Here is a 16,514-nt window from a genome sequence, read left to right as displayed (position 1 = left end):
CTCCTTTCAATGAACCTACTCGCCGTCGGTTACAGGATGATATACAAAAAATAAGTTGTATTACGCTGGCACTATCGTTTTTGCGAGGTAGGCGCCCAACTAGCCTAGCCCTAATGCTACTCGGCTTAGGGGTGACTTTCAATCATGTGTGAAAAAATAGGCACCTATTAGCCTTTGCTGGGCAGGTGCACTTGCCATGAACGGGGGTGGGGTGCGCCTTTTAAAGGCAATAATCGAATACCCACAAATTTATTAAGTCTAAACCTCTTGAAATTACGTTAAGAGGCTTTATCTATGTTGCACAAGTTATTTAAAACATGTCCTCCTTGTGGAATTACAAGGAGATTTTGCAAAAATAGGAGCAGGTAATAAGATGTCAACTGATACTCAAAAAGAAACGTTAGGGTTTCAAACAGAAGTAAAACAACTTCTTCATTTGATGATCCACTCTTTGTATTCCAACAAAGAAATCTTTCTAAGAGAGCTGATTTCCAATGCATCTGATGCAGTAGATAAGCTACGATTTGAGTCCGTTGCTAACTCGGATTTACTATCTGACGACCCAAACCTTCGTGTTCGCGTCGAGTTTGATAAAGAAGCTAACACAGTCATCATTGATGATAACGGTGTTGGTATGAGCCGCGAAGAAGCCATTACCAACCTTGGTACCATTGCAAAGTCGGGAACTTCTGCGTTCCTAGAGCAACTAAGTGGCGACCAGAAAAAAGACAGCCAACTGATTGGTCAGTTTGGTGTGGGCTTCTACTCTGCCTTTATCGTTGCGGATTCCGTAACGGTAGAAAGCCGCCGCGCTGGTGCCTCTGCTGACAGTGCAGTACGTTGGGTGTCTGACGGTTCTGGCGAATTTACCATTGAAAACATCGACAAAGAAACTCGCGGTACTCGCATTACCCTTCATCTGAAAAAAGACGAAGCCGAATTTGCAGACAACTACCGCCTGCGCTCATTAGTAACAAAATACTCTGATCACCTGTCTATTCCGGTTGAAATGGAAAAAATTGTCTACCCAGAAATGGACGAAGAGGGCAACCCAAAACCTGTTGATGAGTCTAAGCCTGCTGAATTTGAAGCAGTTAACTCAGCTAAAGCCCTATGGACTCGCCCACGTAACGAAGTGACGGACGAAGAGTACCAAGAGTTCTACAAACACGTATCTCATGATTTCCAAGCGCCACTAAAATGGTCTCACAACAAGGTAGAAGGTAAGCTTGAGTACACCAGCTTATTGTACATTCCTGCTAAAGCCCCACATGACTTGTGGAACCGCGAAATGCAGCGTGGCCTAAAACTTTATGTACAGCGTGTGTTCATCATGGACGAAGCGGAAGCCTTCCTGCCTCCTTACATGCGTTTTGTAAAAGGTGTGGTGGATTCAAACGATCTATCTTTGAACGTATCTCGTGAGATTCTACAAAGCGATAACGCAGTAGACTCCATGCGTGCAGCCTTAACTAAGCGTGTTCTCGACATGCTGGCTAAAATGGCGAAAAACGACCCAGAAACTTACCAAAACTTCTGGAACGAGTTCGGTAGCGTACTAAAAGAAGGGCCTGCTGATGACATGGGTAACAAAGATAAGATTTCTGCTTTGTTGCGCTTTAGTACTACTCATACGGATAAAGTTGATCAAACAGAATCTTTGGCTGACTACGTGTCTCGTATGAGCGAAGGCCAAGACAAGATCTACTACATCTACGCAGAGAACCACAACACAGCGAAAAACAGCCCGCACCTAGAAATCCTTCGTAAGAAAGGTTTCGAAGTCTTGCTATTGAGCGACCGTATCGACGAGTGGATGATGTCTTCCCTACAAGAGTTTGATGGTAAATCTTTCCAAGACGTAACCAAAGGCAAACTAGATCTAGCGGAAGAAGAAAATGAAGACGCTAAGAAAGAGAAAGAAGAGAAAGCTGAACAGCTAAAACCTCTTCTTGATCGCATGAAAGCCGTACTTGAAGAGCAGGTAGCAGGAGTGAACACCACAGACCGTCTAACCAACTCACCAGCTTGTTTGGTAGTGGGTGAATACGACATGGGTCTTCAAATGCGCCGCCTGCTTGAGCAAGCAGGCCAGAGCTTGCCTGAATCCAAACCTACTTTAGAAGTGAACCCTGATCACCCAATCGTAGCGAAAATGGATGCAGAATCAGACGAAGACCGCTTCGCAGACATGGCTTGGCTACTGTTCGAACAAGCGACTCTTTCTGAAGGCGGACAACTTGACGACCCAGCAACCTTCGTTAGCCGCATGAACAAACTGATTGTTCAACTGAGCAAGTAACACAAAGGTTACGCACTAGCTAACCAACACCGAAAGCCCCATACTCCCACGAGCATGGGGCTTTCCTGTTTTTCCCAATACCAAACACCCCCTGTCTTGCTATGACTTCTGACAAAAATCACGCACACCAAACCGTAGGGGGCCGTTAGGCCGAAGGCCGTAATGCACCGCTGGGAGCGCAGCCCCCATAACGTAACCAAACACACCATCACCCACCAATGGGCTCGCCTCAACATGCATTTCTACAAAACTCTGCCACCATTTGAAAATGGCATTCCTCCTCGAAACTCCCGCCTACCTCGTTGGAATGCCATTTTTCAAATGATCAAACATACCTGCTTGCTAAAATTTCTAACCAAAATAATACACACAAAATTGTAGGGGGCCGTTAGGCCGAAGGCCGTAATGCACCGCTGGGAACGAAGTTCCCATAAAGTGTATGAGCACTATCGTTTTTTCCGTTTACCGTCTCAAATATGTCTGGCTTGTTTGTGCTGAATTTATATAAATATACAGTTTATTTTTGTGTGTCGTGAGCCCTTGCCTGTTTTGTCTAAAAAATAATCACGAATTTGCTTGTTTTTACTGGTCGTCAAGTAAAAAGTCTTTTAATATCAATTAATAAAGGTTTCCGGCACAGATATAGTGCGCACTATTAAAATAATGAAATGGACACTCCTTTCTATATTGATTACGTCAGCTAATTAGTTAAAAAGAGAGGAAAAGAAAGTGATACACCAAGTTTTGCTTAGTAAAAGAAGAGTGATGACAAGATAGGTAAGACCGTGACTTGGAAATTCTGGGACTAACATCGTTTCGTTGAAAACGCTAAAATGATTAGAACCAAGTCGGCGAAGTTCATCAGGGATAAAGGCAATTAATGTCTTACAAAAAATCCGAATAGATGGCTGCAAAACTACTCTTGTTAATACTTGATTTTGCTTGCAAAAATCGGAGTGTCCATAGATGTTAGCCTTACAAGGTTGAGTTTCGTGATGTGATACTTTAGTATCACATTGATTGGGGGTAGAATATGAAAGTCGAATTAGTAACAACTCTTAAGAGACAAGCAACTAAGATCCTAGCTGATCTGCATATTTCAAAAGAACCAGTCCTGATTACTGAGCACGGACAGCCTTCAGCATATTTAGTTGATGTGCAAGACTACGAATTGATGCAAAAACGAATTCAAATTCTAGAAGGATTAGCTTTAGGTGAAAAAGCAATCAAGGAAAATAGAGTGGTTTCTCATTCTGAAGCGAAAGTGAAATTAGCTAAATGGTTGAAATAGTCTGGACAGAACCTGCTTTGAGCGGTTTGAGTGAAATAGCTGACTACATTGAATTGTCCAATCCATCTGCTGCAACATCACTGGTCAAATCGGTCTTTGAGAAAGTTGAACGCTTAGGAGAACATCCTCTTTCTGGTCGTAAAATTCCAGAATTAGAGTCATCTTATTACCGCGAAGTAATAGTTGAACCATGTCGTATTTTTTACAAGATAGAAAATGACTGTGTATTTATCTTGTTTGTTTTGAGGCAAGAGCGAGATCTCATAAAGTACTTGTTAAAATGACGGTAAGTAAGGCTAACAAACCAATCAACCGGACAAATACTCGCCGTTCCTCGCAAGTTTAGCCAGCAAGCATTTGCCGTTTATTAGGGGCGTTAGCACTCAGATCCATAAAATAAGGAGATTTCATGTTTCCATTTGAGGTATTTGTTACTTATACATTGGCTTGTTTACTCTTGGTTATCTCTCCGGGTCCGGATAACTTGCTCGCTATTGGCAGAGGGTTAAGTCAAGGGAGATTGGCGGCAGTAATGTCAGGTATGTCTTCTGGGGCGGGGATCTTATTTCATGTTGTCGCAGCTACATTCGGGCTAACCCTTCTAATTCAAACCTCGCAAGTGGCTTTTTTCGTTGTTAAATTCATTGGCGCTGCTTATTTAATTTGGTTGGGTATAAAGGTTCTTTGTTCGAGGAATCTGTTCTCATTAAAACCTGCGAAAAAGCAGTCTCTGAAAGTTATTTTTTCCACTGGCTTTCTATCCGCAGCGCTCAATCCGAAGCCTGGCATGTTTGTTCTTGCTTTTGTTCCTCAATTTGTCAATCCAAGCTTAGGCTCAGTAACAACTCAAATGATCGGCTATGGAGTCTGGTTTTCGTTATTAACAGCTGTTGGATTTAGCCTAATGGGTGTTTTCTCGTATCAGTTATCACAGTGGCTTTGGAATAAGCCTAAGTTAGTGTCAGGGTTAAATATTGGCGTTGGTATCACGTTCGTTTCTTCAGGGTTAGCAGTGGCGTTTATGAAGCAACGATAATGTTTATATTTTGCATGTCATACGCTAAGTGCACAATTGCATTGTTAAGTAGCGAAAGTTAGCTTTGCCATGGTAATGGCGGGTAGTGGTGATGGTGTGTTTGGTTACGTTATGGGAACTGCGTTCCCAACGGTGCATTACGGCCTTCGGCCTAACGCCCCCTACGGTTTGGTGTGTATTATTTTCGTCAGTAATATTAGCAAGACGGTCATGTTTGGGCATTTGAAATATGGCATTCCAACGGTGTAGGCGGGAGTTTCGAGGAGGAATGCCATTTTCAAATGTTGGCAGAGTTCGGTTAAAAATGCATGTTGATGCGGGCCCATTGGTGGGTGATGGTGTGTATTATTTTCGTCAGTAGTATTAACAAGGCAGGCGTGTTTAGGTATTTGAAATATGGCATTCCAACGAGGTAGGCGGGAGTTTCGAGGAGGAATGCCATTTTCAAATGGCAGTAAAATTTGGTTAAAAATGCATGTTGAGGCGGGCCCATTGGTGGGTGATGGTGTATGCGGTTACGTTATGGGAACTGCGTTCCCAACGGCGCATTACGGCCTGCGGCTTAACAGCGCCCTACGTTTGACGGTGCATTACGGCCTTTGGCCTAACGCCCCCTACGATCTGGGGTATTTGAAATAACAATTAGTTAGGGCGTATTTGTTAGGTTGCTGTTTAACAGTTCGCAAGTCTCTAGAAAATCTTGTAGTTCTTTTTTAGGTATGTTTTGGGTCATTTTATCAAACACACGAGTTTCAATTTGGTTGATGGTGTCGATCAAGTCTTCTCCCTGTTCGGTTAGGGAAAGGTATTGGCTGCGTTTATCGTTCGGGTTGTCCACTTTAACGACCCAATTGTCCTTAATTAATGGGCTGATTAAACGGGTAATTTGAGCCTTGTCTCTGTGCATGACATTGGCAATATCACTTGCTTTACAGCTTTCGGTAAGGTGAATAATTTTTAATGTCCTAACGTGCATGGGGCTGATATCAAGGTTAAGTTCCTCAATCTGCTTTAGCATTTGTTTCTTTAATAAATGTATGAGTTCGAAAAACGTATCGAATGAATGTTTCTTTTGCACAATAAAATAACCTTAAATTGGTTGGTTTTATCAACTAATAAATAGCGAATTGGTTGATATTATCAACTAATTTAAGATTCAATTCAAGGTCGAATAAATATGAACGCAAAAGAGAAATGCCGCCCCAAAGTTGACAATTCAACTATTGGGAGTCAGTTCAAAACGGGCCTTCGCGGCCCGTTTTTTATCAATAGCTATTAGTGTTTTTGCCCGCAGCCACAACCTGACTGCGGAAGATCGACTTGGCCTTCATAGTATTTAAGCTTACTGGTTTTACCAATACCAGCATTAAAACTGTTTGTAGGGTCAATCTGTTTGTAGAAATCACGTAATGACTGTTTTGCAGTATACTCGTGCCCAACGTTATGTTCAGCAGGGTATTCTGCACCACGCTCGTCAAAGGTTTTAAGAATTTTATCTTTTATCGTTTTCGCATCAGAGCCTTTTTTCATAATGTAGTTTTGATGCATAACGTGGCAGAAGAAATGCCCATAATAGAATTTTGCTGCCAAGTGTTCTTCAATTTCTGGTGGAAGTTGCTCAAGCCAATCGCGCTCATTACGTGGGAAGGCCACATCTATGGTCATAATTGCGCCTAAATCCTTGCCTTCCATAATGTGCTTACGGCCAATTGCTCCAGCGGCAACAAAGCGGTGTAGAATGGCTTTATCTGCTTCGTCTTCAGTACATGCGAAGTAATCCCCTTCGTTTGTTTTGAAAAATTCTTGTAGATACTCCTGTGCTTCATCAACCCCATCGCCATTGGTTTCAATGATCCAATGATGTTCATACTTTGCACGGTAATCTTCTAATCTTTTAGGTAGGTGATTAGGCCAAAGCTGGCTCATAAACTGCAGCATGCGATCAGAAAACTTGCTTGGTAAAAAGCCGAGTTTGTCTGTAAAACCGTCAATAGAACGCTTCATTGCAAATAACTTAGGCATGTACTTAGCACCTAATTTGTCAATCACGATGAATGAGTCCTTGCCATATTTTTTCGATACATCGTAACAGTCTTTATGTAGGTACTCCCCTGAAACAGGTAAGGTTTTAAAGCCTGATAACATGTCGCGGCGTATTTGCGTCATGACTTGTGGGTCATTGGTGCCCACGTAGTACACACGTTTTTTCTCAGGTATTGCAAAGGTGTCTAGTCGTACAGCAAACACGGCCAATTTGCCCGCACAGCCAGACGCTTCGTGCAGGCGTCTTGGGTCTGCGTTGAAGCGAGAAGGGGTGTCTTCATCTACTTCACGAACCCTTTCATGGTATTGATTGTCAGAAGCGAGTTTGTCTGGAAACTCGACATCTTTTTCCGTGTATAGAGCATTTTGCAAGTTATTAAGAATCTCTTCAGGGGTATCACCAAGGTGAATGCCTAGGTTGTTCACTAACTCAAGTTCGCCTTGATCCGTCACTTGCGCATAAATCGCTAATTCCGTATAGGCTGGGCCGCGTTGAACCAGCGCACCCCCGGAGTTGTTACACACACCACCAACAATAGAAGCGCCAATACAAGAAGAACCAATAACAGAATGGGGCTCACGACCATAAGGGCGTAAGGTGTCTTCAAGACCAAATAAAGTACTACCTGCAAGTCCGATAATCTGACGACCTTGATCAATCAGCTGAATGTCGCTAATTCGCATGGTGCTAATCACGACTACTGGGCGGTCATAATCATCGCCGTTTGGTGTTGAACCACCTGTTAAGCCAGTGTTCGCAGCTTGCATGATGACAATAATGTCCGCTTTCACACAGATCTCTAGCAAACGCCAAATATCAGCAAGCTTGCTGGGGCGAAGTACGGCTAGTGCATGACCTGAACCTAATCGAAACCCTTTACAATAAGGTTGGGTTTTACTCGGATCCGTCAAGGTGTATTGCTTACCAACGATAGACTGAAACTGAGAGATGATCGCTTGCGTATCGAGTTGAGACATGTTTGGTTAAACCTTTGGTGTTGTTTTGTTTATTGTACTGAATCTACCTGCAAGGTTAAATTGCTTAAGATCAACATATGAATAAATTACATTGTTTTCAGTGGGTTTAAGACAGTAGCGGAACCATTGAGATTAAGCGAGGTCTGATAAGCAAACAAATTCTAAAAGGTAAACCATGAGAGCATCCATTGCGACTAGGCGACAGCAGTTCAAACTCAATGAAAGAATACAAAACCGCTTACTCACAGAGGAAGGATTAATCGAGCATCATTTTCTAACCTGTAAGGAAAATGTTTTACATATGGTTGCTTCACAGAATAGCACCGTTGGGTCAGCGCCAGTCTTATTCTTTCATGGTACACCAGGCAGCTGGGGGAGTTTTGGGCGCTATTTACTGGCACCAGAGTTCGCCAAGAATTTTGCCATTTACGTGGCCGACAGGCCAGGTTGGGGCGAGTCTGTGCTCACTGACAGAGGCTCTAACTATCGTATGTCTGAGCAGTCTAAGTTGCTTGGGCCGTTACTTGAGTTTGTTCATCAAAAACATAACAAAAAAATCCTCTTAGTAGGGCACTCCTACGGTGGGTCATTGGTCCCCGTGTTAGCCAAAGATTATCCAGAATATGTGGCGGGGGTATTGGTGCTTGCAGGTGATATGGACGCTGAACTTTCCAAAGCGCGTTGGTTCAATCAACTGCTTGATGCCGTGCCAAGTTGGCTGCTACCAGAAAAATGGTTTCACTCAAATAAAGAGGTTATGGCGATCCAGCCGGATTTGGCCATGTTGCAAACCGAATTTGCGAACATGACAACGCCCATTCATATTCTGCAAGGTGATAAAGACGGTTTGGTAAGACCGGATAACGCAGCAAGGGCTCCCTCTATCTTTAGGGATAGTTTTCCCAAGGTCACCTTTTTGAAGAATGCCAGTCACATTATTCATTTAACTCATACCCAAGAGGTAATCAATGAAGTAACCAGCATGGTAGAGCTGTATACGGGTAAAGCAACAAACTAAATGGTTAACACCAAGGTTGGCGCTTTCCACCTCGGTAGGGGCGAGCTAAACCGGTTTCAATTAAACTATCAGACAAGGAAACACCGTCAGCATAAACATCGGCAATAATACGGAAATATTTACCACGCTGGATGTCTCGCAATTCAATAGAATCCGCCGTTTCAAGCATATGCTTGGTAAAGTCTCTTGCTTGACGGGCAAGTTGCTTTTCGCCTTCACATTTACCGCGAATTTCAGCGGCATCAACGCCATTCACTCGTATGGACATATTTTTGCCGATAATATCAGGCCAGTTCAATATATCGACTCTAAAGGTATCCGCATCATACACAGAGATAATGCGATCAACCAAAATTGTTTGGCTATAACCTTGGCCGCTAAACAGCACTAAGGTTAACAACAGCAGTCGAAACATTGTTACCCCAAAGGTTCATCTAGAAGTTTATGAGCTTGTTCAAATACAATTGGGCGTCCTTGCGCTGTTGTGGCGGTCACCGTCATCACTGCTTTTAAAATCAAGTTATCATCTTCAAGGCGATGAATGGTTTGAATAAAAGCAAACTTTAGCTTAGAAGAACGCTGTACATGGGTTCTAACGACAAAATTATCAGAACTTTTAAGAGAGCGCTTATAGTCAATTTCAGCTTTAATCAATACCAAGTTGATACCCGATAGTGTGATCTCTGCAAAGTCTAACCCTTTAGATTTTATGAATTCATGACGAGCATGTTCTAGGTAATTTTGATAAACGGCATTGTTCACTATACCCTGCATGTCACATTCGTAATCACGAACTATAAACTTACATTCATTAGGCGGTGTAATTGATTCCATTTGGCGTCCTGTTAACTTCTTGTCCAGGTTGATACTGAATTTTTGCCTGCTTCCTTCGCGGCTAACAGATGTTGTCGAGCGCGCTCAACAAACTCGTTGGAGCTTTCATCACCCAAACAGGTTGCCACACCAATAGAAACAGTAATGGGTTTGAACAATACTTTTGTCGTTTTATATCGAACCCGTTGTGATGCAATGTTATCCCTGATCTTGTCAGCATGCTGTTTGGCTGCGACCAGTTCCATTTCTTGAACCAAAATAGCAAAAGTACCGCCTTTAAGACGAGCCAAATGAGCATGGGGAATACCAGAGGTTTTTAAATTCTGAGCAACAAAACGTATCAAGGCATTACCAGCTCGTTTGCCATATTCTGTGTTGATCATGGCCAAATTATCGATGTCTATCATAAGCAGTGATAAGTCGTCTTCAGCATAGGGAAGAGTGTCACATAAGTGCCGCTCAAATCCCTTTTCATTAGCCAGCAATGTTAGTTGATCAAGCTCAAGGTTTTGTTTTACTTGGTTAATCTCTTCATTAAGTTTTTGGACTTCATTGCGAACGGATTCTAAAGAATGCTGAAACTTTTGAGCGGAATGAATGGCTCTTTTGCTGCCGTTATCAAGATAACTTAAAATCTTTTCTACTTGTGCTGGGCTTTCGCATTTAGAAAGCGCATTGCGACTTTTTTTAATGGTCGTCGTAAGTTGCTTAAGATCACTAGACATACTTGAAGAGGAATGCTCCATGCTTTCAGCTAAATTAGTAATGCGGTCCTTGTGATCTTTTTGGAAACTAAACTCATCTGAGAGTAAATATTCGTGAAACAACTCTTTTGCAACAAAACTTGGGAAAGTGCCGTATTTTCTTAACGTATCGTCCATCAAAGCATTAAGCTGTTGATTCCTATTCGACACATATTCATACCAAATACCGTAGTTGTAGGGACTCGGTGCAATATCTAATTTTTGCATCAAGGGGACGGCCTGACGCATAAATTGATTTGCTTGTTTACTGCCTTCTTGGTACATGCATACCTCTATTAATAAAGCGATATTAGACGTCCCATATCAAATATCTGCTTTAGATTTTTACAGTGGTTTAAAGTAACTTAACCACCAGATAATTTGCTCTTAATGCCAATACTCTCAAGATAGCCTTGTATTTTTTGGCGGTTATCTCCTTGAATCTCAATCACTCCATTCTTTACTGAACCTCCAGTCCCACATAGTGACTTGAGTTTTTTTGCTAATTCTTTTAGCTCTTTGTCTGTTTTCGCAAGCCCTTCAACTAGGGTCATCCCTTTGCCTTTACGACCTTTGGTGTCTAGGCGAATTTTTACATTACCATCGCCAATGATTTGACCTTGCTTACAGCTACATTCATTTACTGCTTGCTCACATTCTGGGCAAGTGGTACCGAGCTCAGTTGAGTAGACCAAATTTCTTTTTTTCATAACGATGTTCCGTGATCTCAGGCACAAGCTATTAGTGTTATCGGACCATTTTGATAAGACTTTAATAAATTGTAACCTTAAGTAATTGTTAATGTAAACTAAATGCGAATAGAGTTTAACTTATTGAGAGTGTTGACTATTTTGTTGTCTAAGTCCGCTTCTAAAGTAATTTTTCCTTTAGTTATAGGATGTTCGATCAATAATTTTGAAGCATGCAACATTAATCTGTAGTCATTTTGTAATAGAGGCTTTAATGCTTGATTGGTGTGGCGACAACCATAACGTGAATCGCCAACAAGAGGATTGAATACGTGCTTAAAATGTCGGCGAATTTGATGTTTACGACCCTGTTTAGGAGTTACTTCAAGCCAACTTAAACGCATTTGTTGGTATTTGCTTACTGGGACAGGAAGCGTTATCTGATCAAGGCAATGAAACTGGGTTTGGGCTTCCTTTTCAGTTCCCTCTACCTTGTATCTTGCTTTTCCTTTCACCTCGTTCACTTTAGCAAGTGGGTAATCAATTAAGCCTTCATCGCAAACGTGCCCGCGCACCAAGCAATGGTAAGTTTTTTGTGACCTTGCTTGGGAGAATTGCTCACCAAGTTGCTTTGCCACACTTGGGGTGAAAGCTAACAGTAATACCCCTGATGTACCACGGTCTAATCGATGCACAGGAAACACCCATTGCCCAATCTGATCTCGCAATCTTTGCACCACAACATCTTCTTCCCCTTTGGCAAGGTGTGTTCTGTGCACTAATAAGCCAGAAGGTTTGTTAATGGCTACTAGGTGCTCATCTTGAAAAAGAATGGGTAATGTCATTTTTGCTCGGCCAGAAACTGCTTAATATTATTGATGGCAATAGCCAGCAATTTGTCGATTGCACCTTCACTGGCCCAAGCGATATGAGGGGTCAGTAAGAAATTGGGGTAGTCTAAGATCTCATTAAAAGGGTGGTCACTAGGAATAGGTTCAACACTGGCAACATCAAAGCCTGCGCCAGCGATTTGCTTTTCTTTCAGAGCTACAACTAAATCTTGCTCATTGACTAACCCACCGCGACCAAGATTGAGAAGCAAGCTACTGGGTTTTAGTTGAGATAATTCCGAAGCAGCAATCATATCCTTAGTGTCTGGGGTTAGAGGGCAGTTTAGTCCTAAAACATCGGCCAGTTTGATGGCCTCGTCAAATGCCATGTAACCTTCACGAATGACACTGGCATGTTTTCTCTCTGCGTAAATCACCTGCATGCCAAAAGCCTTGGCAAGAATGCCAATTTGCGAACCTAATGAGCCTTTACCAACAATAACAAACGTCGACCCTTTTAGATCTTTAATGGGGTAATCTAAGAAGCAGAAATGGTCACTGTTGCTCCATTGCCCCTGTTTTACGTCTTGCACATATTGAAACATACTACGGCGCAAATTCAGCAGCATAGCAAAGGTATGTTCAGGTACGGTTTCTGTGGAGTAGCCCTCTACATTAGCCACTTGAATGCCTGCTTTGCGACAAGCATGGTGGTCAATGTTGTTTGTGCCCGTCGCCAGTACTTGAATGTATTTAAGCTTATTGGCTTTTTGAATGTCAGCTGCTTGTACCAAGGCTTTATTCGTCAAAATGATGTCTGCATCATGAATGCGCTCTGCCACCTGTTCAGGTGAGGTGATGTCGTATTCAATGTATTCACTAATTTCTGTGGGTAATTGAATATGAATGTTTTGAGGAAATGCGCCTCTATCGAGTAATACAGCTTTCATTATTTGTTCTCGTTGTTAGTCTAATAATTCAATTAGGGTTGGATATATGTTGTCTAGCACTATGGGTTGGCCTTCTGCAGTTGGGTGTAAACCATCGCTCTGCATGAGGATTGGATTCAAGGCCACATTCTCTAACATAAAAGGAACATAGGCAGTCGTGTATTGCTCTGCTAAATCCTTAAAGAGGCCAAAAAACATTTGCGTGTAGCGTTTACCGTAGTTTTGTGGAATCTGGTTACCCAATATAAGGACTTGAGTTTGGCTAGATTGAGCAAGCTCAATTATTTTACCTAGGTTTGCTCGAGTTTGCTGTAATGGGTAGCCCCGTAACGCATCGTTGGCCCCAAGCTCTAATATTAACCACTGAGGGTTGTACTCTTTAAAAAGGGCTGGCGCTCTTGATAATCCACCTTGGGTTGTTTCGCCACTGCTGCTGGCATTAATAACCTTAATGCTTGGGTGAGATTGGGATAATCGTTCTGATAATAGGCTAACCCAGCCTTGTTGCTCCTTTAAGTTGTGAGCCGCACTCAAACTATCGCCTAGTACCAGTAGGTTTGAGGCGTTTGCCAAACTGCAAATAAATGTAAAGAAGATGGCGCTTAGCCAAACCGCAAGTTTACGATACATATTAAACCTTTGAGAATATTTATATGAATGACATTGCTATTAAAGTATCTAATTTAACCCATTCTGTCTCTTCAAATACAGGCCAATTGACTCTTTTAAAGGGAATAAATATGGAAGTTAAGGATGGAGAGTCCGTTGCTATCGTGGGGGCTTCCGGTTCTGGCAAGTCCACCCTATTAGGGCTTCTAGCCGGTTTAGATGTTAACACTAGTGGTGAAATTTCATTATACGGTGAAGCTTTTTCCAATTTAGACGAAGAGCAGCGAGCGCTAACACGCGGCCGTTATGTTGGTTTTGTTTTTCAGTCTTTTCATTTATTGCCAAGCTTGCAAGCGATTGAAAACGTCATGCTACCTGCCGAATTAAAAGGGGATGCCAATGCTCGTGCGCAAGCGGAAAGTTTGTTAGAAAAAGTGGGACTTGGTCATCGTATGGACCATTATCCACGCCAATTGTCTGGTGGTGAACAACAACGGGTTGCGATCGCTAGAGCCTTTGCTTCGGCGCCTAGAATTTTGTTTGCAGATGAACCAACAGGTAATCTAGACGAAGCCAATGGTCATAAAATCATTGATCTTTTGTTTGAACTTAATAAGTCTGAAGGCACCACTTTGGTAATGGTAACTCATGATAACGAGTTAGCGAAAATGTGTGATAGACAATTGGTCATGTCTGCTGGTCAGCTTACGGAAAATCAATCATGAATATTGCTTTAAAGTTAATGCTGAGGGATTTGAAAAGCGGTGATCTAGTTACACTGATTTTTGCCTTATTAATTTCAGTGTCTACCGTTACGGCGATTGGTCTTTTTGTGGATAGATTGCAATTATCATTTGAACAGCAATCTGCAAATTTGTTAGCAGCAGATAGACTAGTACGTTCCAACAAACCCATTGACCCAACCTGGTTTGAGCAAGCAAACAAAAATCAATTAGAACAAGCCGAGCGAGTGTCCTTTGCTACCATGTTGTTTGCTAATGACAATTTACAGCTTGGCCAAATTAGCGCGGTCACCAATAATTACCCTTTACGTGGAGAGTTTTTGATTGACGATAGCGTATTTGGTACCGGCTATGCTTACCAGCAAGCCCCTAAAGAAGGTCATGTATGGTTGTCTTCCCGTTTGGCAAGCTTGCTTGGTGTGCAACTAGGAGATCGTGTTGAAGTCGGTGATGCAACGCTTACATTAAGCCGCTTTTTAGTTCGTGACCCAGGTTCAACTACCTCAGCATTTGCTATATCTCCTAGAGCCGTGATGAATTTAGCGGATTTACAGGCAACCAATGTCATTATCCCAGGGAGCCGAGTACGTTACTCATTATTGTTGGCTGGTGACAAAACACAATTAGATCAGTTCACTGACTGGGTAACACCGCAATTAGTAGATGGGCAAAGGCTCAGAACTCCCACACAACAAGGTGAAAGAATTGGTAACACTATTCAGCGAGCAGAATCATTTCTATTATTGGCCGGCACCTTGGCCGTTATAATGTCAGGTGTAGCGATGGCGTTAGCGTCTTCTCGCTATGTTAAGCGCCATTTGATGCAAGTAGCTGTACTAAAAACCTTGGGGGCTACTCCAAATAAATTGACGCAAATTTTTGCCATTCAGCTGTTCATCATTTTTGTTGTGGGAAGTGTGTCAGGCCTGGCGGCAGGCTGGTTAATTCAATTAGCCATTTCTTCCTTGTTAGCCAGTTTAATGTCGACTCAACTACCTGAACCGAGTGTCATGTCACTTTGGTTAGGTGTCGCAACAGGATTTATTTCCATGGTGGCTTTTTGTTTACCCCTGATTATTAGGTTAATCAAAATATCCCCGTTATCTGTGTTGCAACCTAGTGCTCGAATTGAAAGCAATACTTTAGCGATTTATTTAATCGGCTTTGTTGGGCTCTATGGTTTGATGTGCCTATACACGGGGGGCTTTATTCTGCCAAGTGTTATGACCTTAGCTATTGCCTGTGTTGCTATGATTGTGTGTGGTTTAGGCTGGTGTGCATTTAAATTAGGGCGCAGCTTAACATCGGGTGCAACAAATGGTTGGCAAATCGGGTTGGCGTCATTGTATCGACGCTTATTACCGAATTTATTTCAGTTGTTGGTGTTTACTCTGATTATCATGCTGGGGCTTATTCTATTTGGTATTAAGTCAAATTTGGTTTCAGATTGGCAACAACAAGTTCCTGAAGATGCTCCTAATCACTATTTGTTCAATGTACAGGCTGATCAAGTTGAAGGAATAAATAAAGCCTCCGAGCAATTACAAGTGATCAAATCAGATTGGTACCCTATGGTCCGTGGTCGTGTCACACACATCAATGGAGAAGACGCTCATTTATTGTACCCAGAAGATCGTGAAGAACCTGAGCTTTTGTCCCGAGAGTTAAATTTAAGTTGGGCGAACGAAATAGGGGAAGGCAGTAAGTTGTTAACGGGTGATTTTCACGCGGATGGCTTATCAATAGAACAAGAGTCTGCAGCTGAGATCAATGTGGGCTTGGGAGATGTTTTAACAATCAATATTGGCGGCATTGTTTATCAATTGCCAATCACCTCAATACGCAGTGTTGATTGGGGCTCAATGCAACCAAACTTTTATCTCATTCTTCCTAAGAAAGTCTTAGAAGACTATCCTGCCAACTATGTTAGTAGTCTTTATATTAGTGATGAAAAAGCACAAGGCTTTTATCAGGCAATGGCTGAGTTTCCAACCATCTCCATTTTGAACGTGGGGGATTTAATAAAGCAGATTCAGGCGGTGATTGGTCAGCTCTCGCAAGCGATTCAGCTAGTGTTAGTGTGTATCTTGGCCGCTGGTGCTTTAGTACTGATTGCCAGTGTTCGATCAACCTTAGAAGAAAGGTTGGAAGAAGGGGCATTGCTAAGAGTGCTAGGTGCTCAGAAGAGCCTAATTCAACAGGCACTGATGGTGGAGTTTGGTGCGCTCGGTGTATTTTCTGGATTAATTGCAGCACTAGGGGCTGAAGCCTGTTTAATGGGCCTGCAAGTATTTATATTTAACAATGAAATGAGCTTTCACCCGCTTTTGTGGCTTCTTGGCCCACTAATTGGTGTTAGTATTATCAGTGTTATTGGATTATTTGCTAGCCGCACCGTTTTAAACGTGCCTCCCATGCATTTACTAAGAGGGCTGTAACTGTTTTAGG

18 protein-coding genes are annotated in these 16,514 nt (G+C 42.3%); 9 read left to right on the top strand and 9 right to left on the bottom strand.

The genetic code is table 11. The annotated features are described in order from the left end of the window. Positions 1 to 373 precede the first annotated feature (373 nt). From htpG to ACYVGZ_RS01185, 6 genes are all read left to right on the top strand, one after another. Positions 374 to 2,302, top strand: a complete 1,929-nt coding sequence (htpG, locus tag ACYVGZ_RS01210; protein ID WP_460750031.1) for a molecular chaperone HtpG — start codon at positions 374 to 376, stop codon at positions 2,300 to 2,302. A gap of 1,033 nt (positions 2,303 to 3,335) precedes the next feature. Then, on the top strand, positions 3,336 to 3,593 hold the full coding sequence (locus tag ACYVGZ_RS01205) for a type II toxin-antitoxin system Phd/YefM family antitoxin (protein WP_460750028.1): 258 nt from the start codon (positions 3,336 to 3,338) through the stop codon (positions 3,591 to 3,593). Then, positions 3,581 to 3,877, top strand: coding sequence for a type II toxin-antitoxin system RelE/ParE family toxin (locus tag ACYVGZ_RS01200; RefSeq protein ID WP_460750026.1), 297 nt, complete (start codon positions 3,581 to 3,583; stop codon positions 3,875 to 3,877). Before ACYVGZ_RS01205 ends, ACYVGZ_RS01200 begins: the two co-directional genes overlap by 13 nt. 125 nt (positions 3,878 to 4,002) lie before the next feature. After that, entirely contained in the window at positions 4,003 to 4,629 is a 627-nt protein-coding gene (locus ACYVGZ_RS01195; protein ID WP_460750023.1) for a LysE family translocator, read from the top strand. Positions 4,630 to 4,698: 69 nt separating this feature from the next. Beyond that, on the top strand, positions 4,699 to 4,878 hold the full coding sequence (locus ACYVGZ_RS01190; RefSeq protein ID WP_460750021.1) for a hypothetical protein: 180 nt from the start codon (positions 4,699 to 4,701) through the stop codon (positions 4,876 to 4,878). 186 nt (positions 4,879 to 5,064) lie between these two features. Continuing rightward, on the top strand, positions 5,065 to 5,268 hold the full coding sequence (locus tag ACYVGZ_RS01185) for a hypothetical protein (RefSeq protein ID WP_460750018.1): 204 nt from the start codon (positions 5,065 to 5,067) through the stop codon (positions 5,266 to 5,268). A gap of 7 nt (positions 5,269 to 5,275) precedes the next feature. Here the strand turns inward: ACYVGZ_RS01185 and ACYVGZ_RS01180 are convergent, their stop codons facing one another. Both ACYVGZ_RS01180 and dld read right to left on the bottom strand, forming a co-directional pair. Beyond that, complete coding sequence (locus ACYVGZ_RS01180; RefSeq protein ID WP_460750015.1) at positions 5,276 to 5,647, bottom strand: MarR family winged helix-turn-helix transcriptional regulator; 372 nt, start codon at positions 5,645 to 5,647, stop codon at positions 5,276 to 5,278. A gap of 257 nt (positions 5,648 to 5,904) precedes the next feature. Then, positions 5,905 to 7,650, bottom strand: a complete 1,746-nt coding sequence (gene dld, locus ACYVGZ_RS01175; protein WP_460750013.1) for a D-lactate dehydrogenase — start codon at positions 7,648 to 7,650, stop codon at positions 5,905 to 5,907. A 175-nt stretch (positions 7,651 to 7,825) separates the two neighbouring features. Here dld and ACYVGZ_RS01170 point away from each other — a divergent pair, with 175 nt between their 5' ends. Beyond that, positions 7,826 to 8,668, top strand: a complete 843-nt coding sequence (locus ACYVGZ_RS01170) for an alpha/beta fold hydrolase (RefSeq protein WP_460750010.1) — start codon at positions 7,826 to 7,828, stop codon at positions 8,666 to 8,668. 4 nt (positions 8,669 to 8,672) lie between these two features. On the opposite strand, the gene ACYVGZ_RS01165 is transcribed toward ACYVGZ_RS01170, so the two are convergent. The 7 genes from ACYVGZ_RS01165 to ACYVGZ_RS01135 form a co-directional block, all read right to left on the bottom strand. Next, positions 8,673 to 9,083, bottom strand: coding sequence for a thermonuclease family protein (locus ACYVGZ_RS01165; RefSeq protein WP_460750007.1), 411 nt, complete (start codon positions 9,081 to 9,083; stop codon positions 8,673 to 8,675). A gap of 2 nt (positions 9,084 to 9,085) precedes the next feature. Next, positions 9,086 to 9,502, bottom strand: a complete 417-nt coding sequence (locus tag ACYVGZ_RS01160) for an acyl-CoA thioesterase (protein WP_460750004.1) — start codon at positions 9,500 to 9,502, stop codon at positions 9,086 to 9,088. Positions 9,503 to 9,513: 11 nt separating this feature from the next. Beyond that, on the bottom strand, positions 9,514 to 10,530 hold the full coding sequence (locus ACYVGZ_RS01155) for a GGDEF domain-containing protein (RefSeq protein WP_460750001.1): 1,017 nt from the start codon (positions 10,528 to 10,530) through the stop codon (positions 9,514 to 9,516). Between the two features lie 80 nt (positions 10,531 to 10,610). After that, complete coding sequence (locus ACYVGZ_RS01150) at positions 10,611 to 10,955, bottom strand: translation initiation factor (protein ID WP_460749999.1); 345 nt, start codon at positions 10,953 to 10,955, stop codon at positions 10,611 to 10,613. A 98-nt stretch (positions 10,956 to 11,053) separates the two neighbouring features. After that, positions 11,054 to 11,779 (bottom strand): pseudouridine synthase, encoded by a 726-nt coding sequence (locus ACYVGZ_RS01145; RefSeq protein WP_460749996.1) that lies wholly within the window; start codon positions 11,777 to 11,779, stop codon positions 11,054 to 11,056. Beyond that, positions 11,776 to 12,714, bottom strand: coding sequence for a D-2-hydroxyacid dehydrogenase (locus tag ACYVGZ_RS01140; protein WP_460749994.1), 939 nt, complete (start codon positions 12,712 to 12,714; stop codon positions 11,776 to 11,778). Before ACYVGZ_RS01140 ends, ACYVGZ_RS01145 begins: the two co-directional genes overlap by 4 nt. A gap of 15 nt (positions 12,715 to 12,729) precedes the next feature. Further along, the gene (locus tag ACYVGZ_RS01135; protein ID WP_460749992.1) at positions 12,730 to 13,344 is read right to left on the bottom strand and encodes an arylesterase; all 615 of its coding nucleotides are present in this window, start codon (positions 13,342 to 13,344) and stop codon (positions 12,730 to 12,732) included. Positions 13,345 to 13,367: 23 nt separating this feature from the next. Here ACYVGZ_RS01135 and ACYVGZ_RS01130 point away from each other — a divergent pair, with 23 nt between their 5' ends. Next, positions 13,368 to 14,048, top strand: coding sequence for an ABC transporter ATP-binding protein (locus tag ACYVGZ_RS01130; RefSeq protein WP_460749989.1), 681 nt, complete (start codon positions 13,368 to 13,370; stop codon positions 14,046 to 14,048). Then, positions 14,045 to 16,504 (top strand): ABC transporter permease, encoded by a 2,460-nt coding sequence (locus tag ACYVGZ_RS01125; RefSeq protein WP_460749987.1) that lies wholly within the window; start codon positions 14,045 to 14,047, stop codon positions 16,502 to 16,504. The genes ACYVGZ_RS01130 and ACYVGZ_RS01125 overlap by 4 nt, the downstream gene beginning before the upstream one ends. Positions 16,505 to 16,514 lie beyond the last annotated feature (10 nt).

This window comes from Marinomonas epiphytica (assembly GCF_054780655.1).
The sequence above is the reverse complement of the archived record's forward strand: the minus strand, read 5'-3'. Positions and strand labels throughout refer to the sequence as shown.